Raw genomic sequence first — 13,475 nt, 5'->3', positions numbered from 1 at the left:
GGTCCATCCCGGAATTATGGGACGCCGTGGCCGTCGCCATCGATCGTTTCCACCCCAAAGAATGCGAAAACCTGTTCGCCCACGCCGGCTACGATGCCTAACCGTGATTATCCAGAAACTGCTCTAGACTGCTCAACCTTGCGGAATGGCCTTCCCCTACCTCGGGGTATCCCTCGTGCTGCTGGTTCGGCGCTGCTCTTTGGGACTGACGGCCAAATAAGGCGGGGCGCGACGAGCCGCAAGAGCGAGATCGTCATCGACGTTTTTTGCGTAGCGGGGTGGCGTGTCATATTTCCGGTTGCACATGGCACCGATCTTCAACCCGGCGTGCGCACTTGCTCAGTGGGAAGAGCCGACCAGACGGAGCCGTAGCTGAAAACGTCCCCAGGAACCCGGCCCCGGCGCACTATAGTATGCCCGAACTGGCGCATCACGTTGCCGACAAAGGCCCCGATGGCCTGTTTGGCAAAGTCATTGGTCCGGACCTCAGGAAAATCTCTCGCAATTTCGTGGGACAGAGCGGCCACCGCCGGCACGGCCACGCGCGAGAGGGCGGCGTACTCGGGATAGCGAGCTGGATCTTCGGCTAACGACACCAAGGCCTGTCCGAGATGTCCCAGACGAAATGTTCCGTATCGATCACCAGGCATTCGCAAACCCTCCGTTCCACCACAACATCGCGCACCGTGCTCTTGGTGTCAAGGGCCCGCTGTGCGCTCTTAACCCCCACACTTGGAGAGGCTTTCTATCGGTGATAATGTCCTTTATCAGTGTAGAACCATGTGGCATCTCCCCGACTTCATCCCAACTGCGGACCTTCTGCTCGCTATAGAGCCGGAGGAAGCGTCGGGCGGTCGGCGACTTGTTGGCGGCCGCTACGAGTAGGTAACGGCAGCTTAGCCGCGTTTACCGGTCAGGATATAGGCGGCGTTTGAGCCGCTCAGCAGAGGTCATTTCCGCTTCTTCGTCGGCCTCGTCTTCATCGCCGGAGGCTGCCTCTCGCGACAGCATGATCAGTGCGAAGCCCTGCCGCTGCAGAAGGACTTGCTCGTAGAGCGGCGCGGATTGGCGACCCCTCTCCACATGGAGCCACACACCGGCGTCGGTTTCGTCAATCTCACTGGGCACGCCAATTTCATGCTTGCGCCGCAGCAGCAGCGAGTGCGCCGGAATCATGGCCCCGGTTGGGACTGAAAGTCTGGGAAATTTGAGCGAGTCGCGATAGTCACGCAGCACCTTGTCGTTCTGCGTCACCACAATGGCCACAGGTTCCTCGCGGAACTTGACGTAAGCGCGGCCGGCCGCCTCCTTGCTAACGTCGTACTTCTTGGCGATGGCCGACAGTTGGCGGATGTCGGGATCCTTACCCACGGCAACATCGACCCGGAATTTTTGGGGCGGCATCAGGAGCTGCGAGGCAAAGCGATTGGCCTCGACCTCCATTTTCAGGCGCCGATCCGACTCCCCGCCCTTCAACGCCCGCATGTCCTGGAGCCTGCAAAGAAAACGTCCTTCGGCCGACGGCACATGCGACGGCATCAGGAAGTGCCCAAGCTCGTGGGCTATGGTGAAGCGCCGCCGCTCCCTAGGGCTCGCTTCGTTGAAGAGAATTGTTCCGTTGAACTTGTCGGCCGAGGTCAGAAGGCCGCCTTCGTAGCCGTCAGTGGTCAGGGGGACGATCTCGAGAATATCGAGGCGCAGGCACAATTCCTCAATGGGCACCGGAATCGCCAGCTGCGGCTCGTGCTTCAGGATTTCCAGGACGAGGCGTTCAGGGCTGGCTGCATCGGCCAGATCGATGCGGCTGATGTTCATCACTTGGTCCGACTCGCCTTGAGCCGCTCCGCCAGCAGGGCGATGGTTTCCCGGTCAGCCGGCGAAAGCTCGCTGAGATTGCGGTAGAGCGCCACGAGTTCGGGTTCCTCCTGACCCGCGGCCGGATTTTCGCCAACCAGATCCGCGACGCCAATCTTGTAATAGTCAGCAAGGCCTTTGAGCAGGATCAGGGATGGGTTTTTGCTGGCGCCGCGTTCAAGGTCCCAGATATGCGCCTTGGAGGCCCCGACTGCGTCGGCGACCTCCTGCAGCGATTTCCCGCTGCGCACACGCAGCTGCTTCAGCTTGACGGCCAGTTCTACCATTCAGTCCTTCTCCGGAATCATGATTGGCGCGCACGCTTTCGCGGCACGCCGTCTGATCAGGCACTACAACATCATACCATGGGTATTGACGCAACCCGCGCCGTAAGATATAGTTGTACGCACTTGTAGCAAACGAACCTTAACGGAGACTTTTATGGGCAAAAATCAGCATGTCGTACCTCGCGACGGTCAGTGGGCGGTGCTCGGCGCCGGCAACAGCCGCGCCACTTCCCTTCATCCGACCCAGGCCGATGCGATTGCCTCGGCAAGGGACATCGCCATCAACCAGCAAAGCGAGGTGGTGATCCATAGGCCGAACGGACAAATCCGTGACTCGAACTCTTACGGCAACGATCCCTTCCCGCCGCGCGGTTAGCGACTTCAACAAAAGGATACTCCAAAATGCAGACCCAGGAGAACGAAAAGGACAAGGACAAGACCGTCACCATTATCGTTGACGGCAGCCCCTACGAGGTCCCGAAGAAGGACACTATCAGCTACGCCGAAGTGGTGACGCTGGCCTACCCCGATTATCCGCAGCACCCCGAGATCACCTACTCGGTGACCTACACGCGCGGCGACGGCCACAAGCCGGAAGGAATCCTGGCTCCGGGTGGCAGCGTGAAGGTCAAGGAAGGGATGGTCTTCAGTGTTAATCGAACTGGCCAGTCATAACGACGATATCCGTCGCCTGCTCGAAAAGGGCTATGCTCTGAGGGTGGACACCTTGCACCTCGTGGTCCGGGACATTCCTTACCTCGACCACGAGGGCGTGCTTCAGACCGGGTCCATTGTCGCCAAACTCGTCCCTGTCGACGAGCATCACTTCGTTCAGGATGACCACCAGGTCTATTTTGCCGGATCGGCCCCATACGGCCTCGAAGGTCAGCCCGTCCCCAACCTTGCCGGCGGTGCAACAACCATTCCGTTGTCTCACGACGACGTCGTCGTCCAGAGGTCATTCTCCAACAAGCCGGCGACCGGGTTTGCGAATTTCTTCGACAAAATCGAACACTATGTCGCCCTGATTTCCGGACCGGCGATAGAGCGGTTTCCGCAGGCCACCCCCCTCACCTTTCGCGTCGATCCCGACATCGTGCCGGACTCCGTGTTCAAGGTTCATGACTCCCTGACCAGCCGCGCCGAGATCGCCGATCTCGCCAACGTCTTTGTCGACGACGTCATCGCCATCATCGGCCTTGGTGGCACGGGCTCTTATGTTCTGGATTTCATGGTCAAGACCAGGGTCAAGGAGATCCGCGGCTTTGACGGTGACCTGTTTTACCCGCACAACGCGTTCCGGTCGCCTGGTGCCCTGGATATCGAGGACTGGAAGAAGTCGAAAGCCTCGGTCGCCGAAAGGCGCTACGCGAACTTTCGGCACGGACTGTCCATGCGGCAGGTCTACATCGATGCTTCTTCCACGGCCGAGCTTCAGGGAGTGACGTGTGCCTTTGTCTGCGTGGACAAGGGCTCGGCCCGCGCCGCCATCTTCGACCTTTTGACTGGGATGGGAATACCTTTCATCGACGTCGGCATGGGCCTCAATCGCAAACAGGGTCCCTTGGCTGGCACACTGCGCGCGACCTATTTCAGCGTCGAAAAGGCCGCAGAGGTCCGGGCCATGAACCTGGCCGAAACGGTGGATGACCCCGACAACGCTTACCGGCAGAACGTTCAGATCGCGGAGCTGAACGCCATCAATGCCGCCCTTGCCGTTATGCTGTACAAGCAGCGGCGCGGCTTTTACGTCGACGACAGTTCAGCGTACCATTTGCTCATGGACACGACCACTCTCAGGATCATGTCGGAGCGCGACGCGTGAACGATCTGACGCTCCAGCATGTCCAGTACGTGCCGAAACAACTCGAGCCGGGCATTCTCTACGTGTCCAAAGAGTTTGCCGTGGCCGCACATCTCTGTGCATGCGGCTGCGGCAACAAGGTATCGGTCCCGCTTGGACCCGCCGAGTGGACGCTGACTGAGCGCAGCGGCCGCGCAACACTGCGGCCGTCGATCGGCAACTGGCAATTGCCTTGCCAGTCCCACTACCTCATTACCGACGGACGGATCGACTGGGCACCGCGCTGGAGCCAGGAGCAGGTTGCTGCTGGCCGCCGATCGGAAGGGAGGCGCCGGGAAGCCTATTTCAAGTCACGTGAGCCCAGGCCTGGCCTGGTCCGGCGGCTGTGGGCCGCCTTGCTGAAACTGCTGGGATTGCGCAAATGACCACGGCCCCTGAAGCCGTTCTGTCCCCCTGGACGGACGGCCTTGTCCCGATGGTTCATTGCCGCCAATGTCACGGCCTTTACAGGGACGTTCATCACCCGTGTCCAGTTTGCCAGCATCAGATGGGGCCGGACGTCTTTCCCGAAGGATACGGCCGTGTCGACGTCCCCAGATACACTCTAGAGGGGGCGGCTCCCTATACAATCTTCGTGCTGCTCGACTTGATCCGCAACGAATTCGAGCGCCCGCTCACCGCCACGAAAGGTATGTCGGGGCGGGTTTCTCAGCGTTTGGTTATCGTAATCCTGTTCTGGACGGCGTTCGAGGTGCTGATGGAGCGATTCTTCGAGGCCGCCTTCGCGGATGATCCCGAGAGCAAGGAACTTCGCCGGACGCCCAACATCGGGCAAAGGCTGGACCGGGTCTACCGCGACCGCTGGGGCAAGACCTTCTGGGACGATCTGGCCGAAATCGGCTACCCCGAGGTGTCCCGCCACCTCCAGACCGTTCAGCATCGGCGCAACGCGTTCATCCACGGCGACGCCGAGGCGATCGACGATGCGCTCGTCGTCTTGACAGTCGCCAGCTTGCTGGACGTCCAACTGGCCTGGATCGCTCTGTTCAACAAGCGCTGTACCGGCAGGCAGAACAAGATTCCGGTATGGGCGTTCAGACCGAAGCCGTGATCGTGGGGCTGAAGGGCTGGTCGCCGCCCAGATGTCAAGCCGTCCCATTTTTGCAGAGATGACCCGAAATCGCCTTGCGGACCGCGCCGGAAAATAGAGCGCGGCGTTCGGGGTCCGCGACCAGCGCATCCCGGAGCGTTTTTGGCAACTCGAGTTGCACGCCTGCCCGGCCGATCCCGCGATTGCAGATGTTGTTTTTGTGCTCGCCAGGCAGCCGATGGCCTGATGTGATGGCCTTGAAGCCGGCTGCCTCCAGGGCCACCGCGATGGCGTCGCGCAACTCCTTGCCCAGGCCTCCGAGCCAGATCGTTTCCGGATCGTCGCCGTCCGCGCGGCCGTGCATGCCGATGGCGAGCTGGGCCTTGGTGACCAGTTGGACGCATTGTCTTTCGTCGAAATATTCGGATGGTATATGCAGCTCGCGATGCGGTCGTTTCGGCTTGAGCCCTTCAAACAGGTAGAGCGATAAATCATCTCCCGCGACGGCGGTGGCCAGTTGAGACGTGGCATGCTCAATCCAGCCGCCATGCGGCGCGACAATTGCTACGTTCGAAGCTCGATCCAGGACTAGGAAATCGTAGTCGACGCCCTGCAGCTTCTCGGCTGCCAGGTCAGCGAAAGCCATGTACTCGCCGTCTTTGGTCTTCCGCACAATGCCTGGAGATCGATTCATCGCTAGCTCCCTGTCCATCTATTATCTCCTCCGGATCGCAACGAAGACGGCCAATGGCCGGTTCAGTTCCGGTCAAGTCACCTCTCCGGGGGATAACTGGCAAGTTCACTCTTCGTTCTATCCGGCCGCCCTGCAATCCTGTATACTTTGAGGCGTTCTTTTGCACCACGTTCCCTTGAGAGGATCTGCCTGATGACTGTCCAGCCCAGGACTCTCAATGAGCCGACAATCAGCTGCCCGAGCTGCAAGACCGACATCAAGCTCAACGAGTCGCTCGCGGCGCCGCTGATTGCGGCCACGCGCGAGGAATATGAACGGCGACTGGCGCAGAGCAACGCCGCCATGACGGCCAGGGAGGAGGAGGTTCAACGCAAGCAGGCGGCTATCGACGCCGCCCGGGATGACATCGACAGCCAGGTCGCCGAAAAACTCAAGCTCGAGCGTGCCGCCATCGCCGCCGAAGAGGCCCGCAAGGCAAAACTTCTGGTCTCGACCGACCTTGAGGACAAGGACAGGAGGTTGGGCGAGATGGAGGCGACGCTGAGGGCGCGGGACGAAAAGCTCGCCGCGGCGCAGTTGCAGCAGGCCGAATTTATGAAGCAGCAGCGGGCGCTCGACGATGAAAAGCGCGAAATGGCGCTGACCATCGAAAAGAGGATCCAGGAAGGGTTGGACGCCGTCCGCGTCAAGGCCAGGACCGAAGCCGAAGACGGCCTCAAGATGAAGGTGGCCGAGAAAGAGGAACAGATCGCCGGCATGCAGCGCCAGATCGAGGAGCTGAAGCGCCGCGCCGAGCAAGGATCTCAGCAGCTTCAGGGCGAGGTCCTTGAGCTCGAGTTGGAGTCGCTGATCGCCCGCCGGTTCCCGATGGACATCATCGAACCGGTCGCCAAGGGTGAGTTCGGTGGTGACGTGCTGCAACGCGTGGTGGGACCCGCCGGCCAGCCGTGCGGCGCGATCCTGTGGGAATCAAAACGCACCAGGAACTGGAGCCAGGGCTGGCTGGGCAAGCTGCGGACAGACCAGCGCGCCGCCAAGGCTGACATCGCGTTGATGATCTCCGAGGCGCTGCCTACGGGGGTCGAAACGTTCGATCTGGTCGATGGCGTCTACATCGCCCATCCCAAATGCGCGATTCCGATCGCGATTATGCTCCGGCAGTCCCTTATCGAGCTCGCCAACTCCCGCCTCGCCCAGGACGGCCAGGCCACCAAGATGGAGCAGGTCTACGGCTATCTGACCGGCCCCAGGTTTCGCCACCGGGTCGAGGCGATCGTCGAGAAATTCTCCGATATGCAGGACGACCTTGCCAGGGAAAGGAAAGCCACAATCCGCCTGTGGGCCAAGCGGGAGGCTCAGATCCAGGGTGTCATCGAGTCGACCGTCGGAATGTACGGTGATCTGCAGGGCATCGCCGGCAAGGTGATGCAGGAGATCGCGGGCTTGGAGGTCTTGGTCATAGATGCATCCGCGTCCATGCCCGGTTGAGAAAGGCTAATCTAAACTGGATATTGGGTTTGAGACCGAGGGCAAGCTGGTCTTTGTTACGGATGATCCGTCAAAAGCGGAACGCAACGCCAAGAAGCCGCCGCGCTGAACCCACTCGCCCGGCCGGGTCATCAGATTGCTATGCAGCCTCCGGTTTTTGAGCCAAGCTGTGCGGACAATGAAAGCCTGCCCGTGACAGACCGTGAAATCCACCTCTACCTGGACGACAGCGGCAGCCGCGAGCCAGACCGAGAGCCCAAAGAGAAGCGCCGGGACGAAATGGATTATTTTGCCCTCGGCGGCATCCTCATCAACGAGGAAGACGTCGACGAGCTCTATACCCGCCACAAGGCCTTCTGCCAGAAGCACGGTATCACCTACCCGCTCCACTCCTGGGCGATTCGGGGCGGCCGTGGCGACTTCGGCTGGCTGAAGAAGCCGGAGTCCGCTTTTGAATTCCTGGGAGACTTGCAGGGAATGCTGCTTGGGCTGCCCGTGATCGGCATCGCCGCGGTCATCGACCGACCGGGCTATGTTGCCCGCTACCGGGACCGGTATCAGGACCACCTGTGGTTTATGTGCAAAACGGCCTACTGCATCCTGATCGAGCGCGCCGCCAAATACGCCCGCAGCCAGGATCGCAAGCTGCGCGTGTTCTTCGAGCGGGCAGGCAAAGCCGAGGACCGCGACCTGATAGCCTACACGCGGATCCTGAAGACGCAGGGGATGCCGTTCGACGGTGCCAACTCCGCCATCTACGGGTCGTTAACCGCCGAGGAGTTCAAAGACATCGTGCGCGGGGAGCCGCGCGGCAGAACCAAAGCCACGCCGATGCTGCAGATCGCCGATCTCTACCTCTATCCGATGGCCAAGGGCGGATATGACCCGTCCTACCGGCCCTACAGGGCCCTGATGGAGCACAAGCGTCTCATCGACGCGCACCTACCGGCCGAGGAGCTGGCGTCCCGTGGCATCAAATACAGCTGTTTTGACAGGATAAAAAACAAAGACCCGGACTAGCCGGGCCTTCGTTTTGAAAAGTTCGGCTGGCGCCTGGCGCCAACCCCGGAGCGATGCTCACATGCAAAGTATGGGTATCGACGCTCTCTTTGTCAACACCCCGGGTGAACCTCAGGTCAGGGGGGCCTTATCTTATCGCTTGCATATAGCACGGTTCGTCTGATCGACACTCCACATTATCAAGTCCTCTTCTTTGGGTATCAAGTCCTCTTCTTTGGCCTAATCGGCCCGAAGCTGAGATTTTGGCCAAGTTGGGAAACATTTGACGAACATCAGGGCTTGCTTCAAGTTTGTAGCAGCATGGCAACGTTTTCGGCGGTGAATTTGAAGCCCCGGCGGTCGGGAACCCGTTCGGCGGAGATGGGATATCTGGGTCGCTTGGGATCGATGCCGGTGATCCGGAACCGTTCGCTTCCGGCGCTGAATTCGCGCCCGAAGTCTGAGGGAGCCAGCCCGTACCGCTCGGCTAGAATCTCGAACATATCCTTTTCGAGATTGAATGCTGTGCCGTCGGAGGCGGGAATGCTGACGCTGAACACCGGTTCGAAGGCAAACCCGGAGTCTAGGCTTCGCCATCCGGCGCTTTCGATGGCCAGCCCGTGATCCGCGGCGATCTTTTGGCAGGCTTCGAGCATGCGGGCTTGGATCCGCTCGCAAGCTACAGGCGTCAGCCGGATGATGCGGTTTCCTTTGCTCAATCTGGTTCGCCTTTCCGTACCTGGTAGACGGTTCCGCGCGAGATGCCGAGAGCACGAGCGATCTGTGTCGGGCCGTGGCCCTGTTTCAGTCGGCGCATGATTTCGGCACGGTCGATCTTTGGCGGCCGGCCTTTGTAGATGCCGCGCTTCCTGGCGGCGGCAATGCCCTCGGCCTGCCGTTCGCGCCGTAGATTGGTCTCGAATTCGGCAAAAACGCCGAGCATGTCAAAGAAGGCTTTGCCGGTGGCGGTCGAGGTGTCGACAGGCTGCTCGGTCGCGGACAGATGCGCGCCCTTGGCTTTCAGCCGGTCCACGATCACTTGCAGATCGCGCAAGGAGCGCGCCAAGCGATCGATGCGGGTGACGACGAGCGTCTCGCCGGCATGGATGAAGTCGAGAATGATGGTGAGCTGCGGGCGACCTTCCAGCGAGGCGCCGCTCTTCTGTTCCTCGCGAATGACCTCGCAGCCGGCGGTCTTGAGTGCGGCGAGTTGCGCGGCAAGATTCTGGTCGGTAGTGGAGGTGCGCGCGTATCCGATACGAGTCATGCGAACCGTTCATTTTGGGTGTGCCAAGGCATGAATTCGTTCAATATCTCAAATCGGACCCAAAATAAACATGGCTGTGCGGCTGGAACGTGTTCACTTGCGTTGTGCTGGCTGGGTATACCCAAATTAGAACGCGCCCATCGGTTCCGGGCTGTCAGTTACGCCGCCGTCGTGGCTTCAGCTTTCTGGTAACCGCCGCCAGCCACGCGATTGCGCCGGGCGTGGCCTGCCAAGCCTGGCCGTTTTCCTCAACGTAGTCAGCTGCCTCATCCTCGCCGCCCAAGGTGATATAGCCGTTGATGGAAGCAACCAGTGGCTGCTTGCCGAACAGGACGCCAGGCACATGGCTGTTCGCGAGCCAAGCCTCCTCCGCAAGCTTCCCGGCACCCGGATCGCTTTCACGAAAGGCAAGAAGGGCGCGCGTGTAGAGCCATGCAGCAGCGCAATCGTCTTCGTACTGTTTGAGAAGCTTCCTCAGGGCCTTGATATCGTCGCGCGCCAGCAAATGCCCGGCCAGCGCATAGCGGATGCCCTGATTGTCATTCGGATTGAGCTCGAGCATCGCCTGACAATGGTCGATGGCCTCCTGATGCTGACCAAGCCGCCAGAGTAACGCGGCAAGACCTGCCCGTGCCCGCATGTAGGGGCGCGTCTCGAGAAAACCCCAGAAGTGACCGGCATATTCCTCAAACCCGTCCGGTCCGAGCGCCTCTTCACCCGCCGCGACGCCCTTCTGGTAGTAGACCAGCACTTCCTCGACAGACCCCGCCTCTTCTTCCGCCAACAGCACATAGGCGTCGGCGCACAACGGCGAGACTTTAAGCGCCTTCCTGGCCAGCGCGATACGCTTGCTGCGACTGGTCGCTTCCCAAGCTTCGTACATGATGTCTTGCGCGGCAGCCGTCGGGTCGCTCCCACGCTGTCCGCCGAAAAGACCTGCCATCAACCCCTCCATGCCGCGCCGGTCCGGCATCGGAGGCAGAGCATCGTCATTTTCCGGCTTCTTGGATTTCGCCATTGCCTTCTTTCGGGGCTTCTTCGATACAGACATTTCAACATCCCCTTCGATGGGTCACGCCGCTTGTTTCTGCTCAAAATCGATCCGGCGATCCAGATCGAGGTCGAAGCGGCCATAAGGATTGACATGGCCGTAGATCAGCGGCGTCAGGCCTCGATAGTCCTCCGGCGTCAGCCGCGCTGACCACTTCGGCTCGCTCAACACCGACTGCATCATGCGCGTGTTCACATAGACCAGCGACGCCTGCAGCAGATGCAGGGCCAGCACCGATATCTCCTGCTCATCGGGCCGGTTGGAGGCGATTTCGCCACCCTTGCCGAAGAAGACGAAGCTGTTGGCGCTGTTCCAGTTCTCGACCACATTCAGGCCTTCGTGGATTTCCCGGCGGAATTTCTCGTGGCGCAAATACCGGCAAAGGAAGATCGTCTTGATCGCCCGGCCGAGTTCGGCGAGTGCCTTGTAGGTCGGGTGCATCACCTCGGCGCGGGCGAAGCGGCGCAGGATCGCTTCGGGATCGGCCAACCCGCTGTGCATGGCAGCCGCATATTTGACCATCTCGTCATACTGCTGCTCGATCTCCTCCCAGTTGATGACGTTGGAAAGAATGGGAAGCAGATTGGGCAATTCAGCGCGCAGGCCTGGATGCGGCAGCGCCAGCTTCTGCCGGGCGATCGCCTTCAGGCGTGGCGCCAGCTCGAACCCGAGCAGGCGGCAAAAAGCAAAGCCGACGACGCTCTGGCCATGGCTGTCGACATATTGGCGCTGGATCTCCATGTCGGTGCAGTGTCGCCGCACGCCCTTGATCATCGCGGCGACCTCCGAAGACGAACAGCGCTTGAGCTGCGAGAAGATGCAGGTCGAACCCTTCTCGACATGCCAGTAGATCATCACGCCGCGACCGCCATAGCGGACATGCCATTCCGTCATCAGGTTGCCGTCCCAAGCGCCGAACTTCTTGGAATCCGACGCGCAGGCCGTGCCGGCTTCGCCCCAGATGGCGGTGTTGCGGATCGCCAGCGTTGCATTGGCAACGCGCCCGCAAGCCGCTTCGAGCGCGCCCCGGTGGAGGAAGCGCCGGCCGACGTGAAGCAGTTCCTCGTAGCTGACATCCGGGCATCCGGCCGCGACGCGCTTCAGGCCGGCATTCGTGCCCAGCCCGTAGAGACACAGGATCAGGCGCCGGTCGAGCGCACCGCGCGAAAGCGCCACACGGGAAGCCGACGTTTCAAAGGCGTCCAGAAAGCCGGTGTCGAGCGCCGTCTCCTTCAACACATCCAGCAGTTCCGTCATTGGCCAACGCCGGCCGATCTCGGCCTTGACCGATCGCAGGCCTTGCGGTTCCGGCAGCGGCTGGAACGGCGTGATCGAGATGCGGTTCTCGCCGCGCCAGAGAATGCGTACCTTGTCGTTGCGGGGGAGTTCGGCATTCAGCAGCCGCAATTCCCGCTCAAGCTCGGCCTGGATTTTGCGGGTGAACGCTCGCGCATCCGACGTCAGGTTGAGCGCGTCGTAGTAGGCCGCCCGTCGGCTCTCGAAATCCTTGGGCAGATCGTCGTCCGGATTTCGATAGCGGTCCGCCCCGACCACCCAGATTTCCTTGGCCCGGATGCGGTCGCGCAGCTGGCTGAGGACGCAAAGCTCATAGCTGATCCGGTTGATGCGCCCGTCCTTTCCGATGATCGCGCTGCGCCATTTCGGCGGAATGACCCCTTCGATCGGCACCCCGTTCCGCGGCACAACTCGGCATCGGGTTTCGAAGGCCCGCCTGATCCAGTCTAACGCCCCAAGCACGGGCCGATGAACGGCATTGTTCGAACGAAACTCCAGAACCGAAAGAAGCTTCGGCAGGATTCTTCGATAGTGACCGGCATAGGACCCACGCATAACCTGGTAGATGCGCCGTTCGAGCGTGCCCTTCGCACGATGCTCCTTGACGATCGCCGCAAGCTTTTCCTTGCCCGCTACCGGAAAGATCACATCGCAGACCCGGCCACCCGGCGCCTCGATCGCGGCACCCGCGATATCGACCAGCAGCCGCTCCTTGCCATAAACCTTCTCGATGTCACGCGCGATGCCGGCCACCACCTTGCGCTTCGAACGCGCCCCGATCTTGTGGATGGTCTCCACCAGCAGGTCGATCATGCCGTCGATGATCTGTGCTTCCCGCATCATCAGGAAAACGGTATAGAGGCCTAGTTGCCGCCTCGGGGCGTGGCGGCGCATCTCGGAGGCTTTTTCGGCGCCTACCCGCCGAACGATCTGATCGATCCAGGTCTTGCCGGCAGCGGATAGAAGATCCCGCGGCAAATACAGCTTCTTGATGAAGGCAAGCCGATCAGCCAGGGCAAACATGTTGTCCAGCGTTGCTGCACCCGCGTCTCCTTTGATTGTATGGAATCCGGTCGGGCTATCTGGATCGGCCAGCGATGCTTCCATCAGCGCGACCATTTCCGGGCGAAGCCGATCCGCAACACCGCCAAGAAAGGACTCCAGAAAGCGTTGCCGCTCGGAGCGCACTATTCGCTCCATCTCCTTGCGCGACGGACCGAAAATCCTGCGATCCCGGCACCACAGAAAAACAGCCTCCATCATCGCAGCGACTGATGCTCCCCCAGGGCAAAGCTCCGTCGCTAGCCAGCTTGCAAGTGCGGCTCGATCCGCTCGCTTCATCCGGCGAAAACCAAGATGGCGCAAAATCTCGGCGCAATGGCGCCGCCCTGAACGCCCCGAAAAATCATACTGGCAGAGATCTACCTTGCTGACGCCAAGCTGCTCGGCCAGATACGAAACCGCCTCGTCGGGAGCCTCAGCCGCCGCCGTGGCGAAATATCCGTACGCAGCGAAGAACTTCAGTTTGAACCGCCAGTCCAAGCCTCGACTCGGCCGGCTTGGCGTTCGCAAAGTCGATGTCGGCAAAAGAGAGGCTCCACTCCCTGGTCAACGCCTCGAGCGAAACACGCAAACCCATACATCC

13 protein-coding genes and 1 pseudogene are annotated in these 13,475 nt (G+C 60.7%); 7 read left to right on the top strand and 7 right to left on the bottom strand.

Features of this window, described 5'->3' with window-relative positions:
* Positions 1–906 precede the first annotated feature (906 nt).
* Positions 907–1,815 carry an ImmA/IrrE family metallo-endopeptidase gene (locus D3227_RS34720; RefSeq protein ID WP_120018643.1) on the bottom strand — a complete coding sequence of 303 codons (909 nt, stop codon included), beginning with the start codon at positions 1,813–1,815 and terminating at the stop codon, positions 907–909.
* The gene (locus D3227_RS34715) at positions 1,815–2,141 is read right to left on the bottom strand and encodes a helix-turn-helix domain-containing protein (protein WP_120018642.1); all 327 of its coding nucleotides are present in this window, start codon (positions 2,139–2,141) and stop codon (positions 1,815–1,817) included. The genes D3227_RS34720 and D3227_RS34715 overlap by 1 nt, the downstream gene beginning before the upstream one ends.
* Positions 2,142–2,295: 154 nt before the next feature.
* Here D3227_RS34715 and D3227_RS34710 point away from each other — a divergent pair, with 154 nt between their 5' ends.
* The 5 genes from D3227_RS34710 (at position 2,296) to D3227_RS34690 (ending at position 5,056) form a co-directional block, all read left to right on the top strand.
* Complete coding sequence (locus D3227_RS34710; RefSeq protein WP_120018641.1) at positions 2,296–2,517, top strand: DUF2188 domain-containing protein; 222 nt, start codon at positions 2,296–2,298, stop codon at positions 2,515–2,517.
* 26 nt (positions 2,518–2,543) lie between these two features.
* Positions 2,544–2,816 (top strand): multiubiquitin domain-containing protein, encoded by a 273-nt coding sequence (locus D3227_RS34705; protein WP_120018640.1) that lies wholly within the window; start codon positions 2,544–2,546, stop codon positions 2,814–2,816.
* Positions 2,791–3,966 (top strand): ThiF family adenylyltransferase, encoded by a 1,176-nt coding sequence (locus tag D3227_RS34700; protein WP_120018639.1) that lies wholly within the window; start codon positions 2,791–2,793, stop codon positions 3,964–3,966. The genes D3227_RS34705 and D3227_RS34700 overlap by 26 nt, the downstream gene beginning before the upstream one ends.
* Positions 3,963–4,370, top strand: a complete 408-nt coding sequence (locus tag D3227_RS34695; RefSeq protein ID WP_120018638.1) for a ubiquitination-like system serine protease family protein — start codon at positions 3,963–3,965, stop codon at positions 4,368–4,370. Before D3227_RS34700 ends, D3227_RS34695 begins: the two co-directional genes overlap by 4 nt.
* A gap of 209 nt (positions 4,371–4,579) precedes the next feature.
* The gene (locus D3227_RS34690; RefSeq protein ID WP_120018637.1) at positions 4,580–5,056 is read left to right on the top strand and encodes a hypothetical protein; all 477 of its coding nucleotides are present in this window, start codon (positions 4,580–4,582) and stop codon (positions 5,054–5,056) included.
* 34 nt (positions 5,057–5,090) lie between these two features.
* Here D3227_RS34690 and D3227_RS34685 read toward each other — a convergent pair whose 3' ends face one another.
* A complete protein-coding gene (locus D3227_RS34685; protein ID WP_208646535.1) occupies positions 5,091–5,729 on the bottom strand; it encodes a poly-gamma-glutamate hydrolase family protein in 639 nt (212 codons plus the stop codon).
* Between the two features lie 192 nt (positions 5,730–5,921).
* On the opposite strand from D3227_RS34685, the gene D3227_RS34680 reads away from it, so the two are divergent.
* Both D3227_RS34680 and D3227_RS34675 read left to right on the top strand, forming a co-directional pair.
* Positions 5,922–7,217: a DUF2130 domain-containing protein gene (locus tag D3227_RS34680; protein ID WP_120018635.1), complete on the top strand. Its 1,296-nt coding sequence runs from the start codon at positions 5,922–5,924 to the stop codon at positions 7,215–7,217.
* A 192-nt stretch (positions 7,218–7,409) separates the two neighbouring features.
* Entirely contained in the window at positions 7,410–8,237 is an 828-nt protein-coding gene (locus D3227_RS34675; protein WP_245452043.1) for a DUF3800 domain-containing protein, read from the top strand.
* Positions 8,238–8,521: 284 nt separating this feature from the next.
* Here the strand turns inward: D3227_RS34675 and D3227_RS34670 are convergent, their stop codons facing one another.
* From D3227_RS34670 to D3227_RS34655, 4 genes and pseudogenes are all read right to left on the bottom strand, one after another.
* Positions 8,522–8,872: a hypothetical protein gene (locus D3227_RS34670; RefSeq protein WP_245452042.1), complete on the bottom strand. Its 351-nt coding sequence runs from the start codon at positions 8,870–8,872 to the stop codon at positions 8,522–8,524.
* A gap of 59 nt (positions 8,873–8,931) precedes the next feature.
* A complete protein-coding gene (locus tag D3227_RS34665) occupies positions 8,932–9,483 on the bottom strand; it encodes a recombinase family protein (protein WP_120018632.1) in 552 nt (183 codons plus the stop codon).
* 154 nt (positions 9,484–9,637) lie between these two features.
* The gene (locus D3227_RS34660; protein WP_208646533.1) at positions 9,638–10,501 is read right to left on the bottom strand and encodes a tetratricopeptide repeat protein; all 864 of its coding nucleotides are present in this window, start codon (positions 10,499–10,501) and stop codon (positions 9,638–9,640) included.
* A gap of 54 nt (positions 10,502–10,555) precedes the next feature.
* Positions 10,556–13,469: pseudogene (locus D3227_RS34655) on the bottom strand (Tn3 family transposase).
* Between the last annotated feature and the right edge of the window lie 6 nt (positions 13,470–13,475).

The organism is Mesorhizobium waimense (genome assembly GCF_003601975.1).
Classification (GTDB): Bacteria; Pseudomonadota; Alphaproteobacteria; order Rhizobiales; family Rhizobiaceae; genus Mesorhizobium; species Mesorhizobium waimense.
The sequence above is the reverse complement of the archived record's forward strand: the minus strand, read 5'-3'. Positions and strand labels throughout refer to the sequence as shown.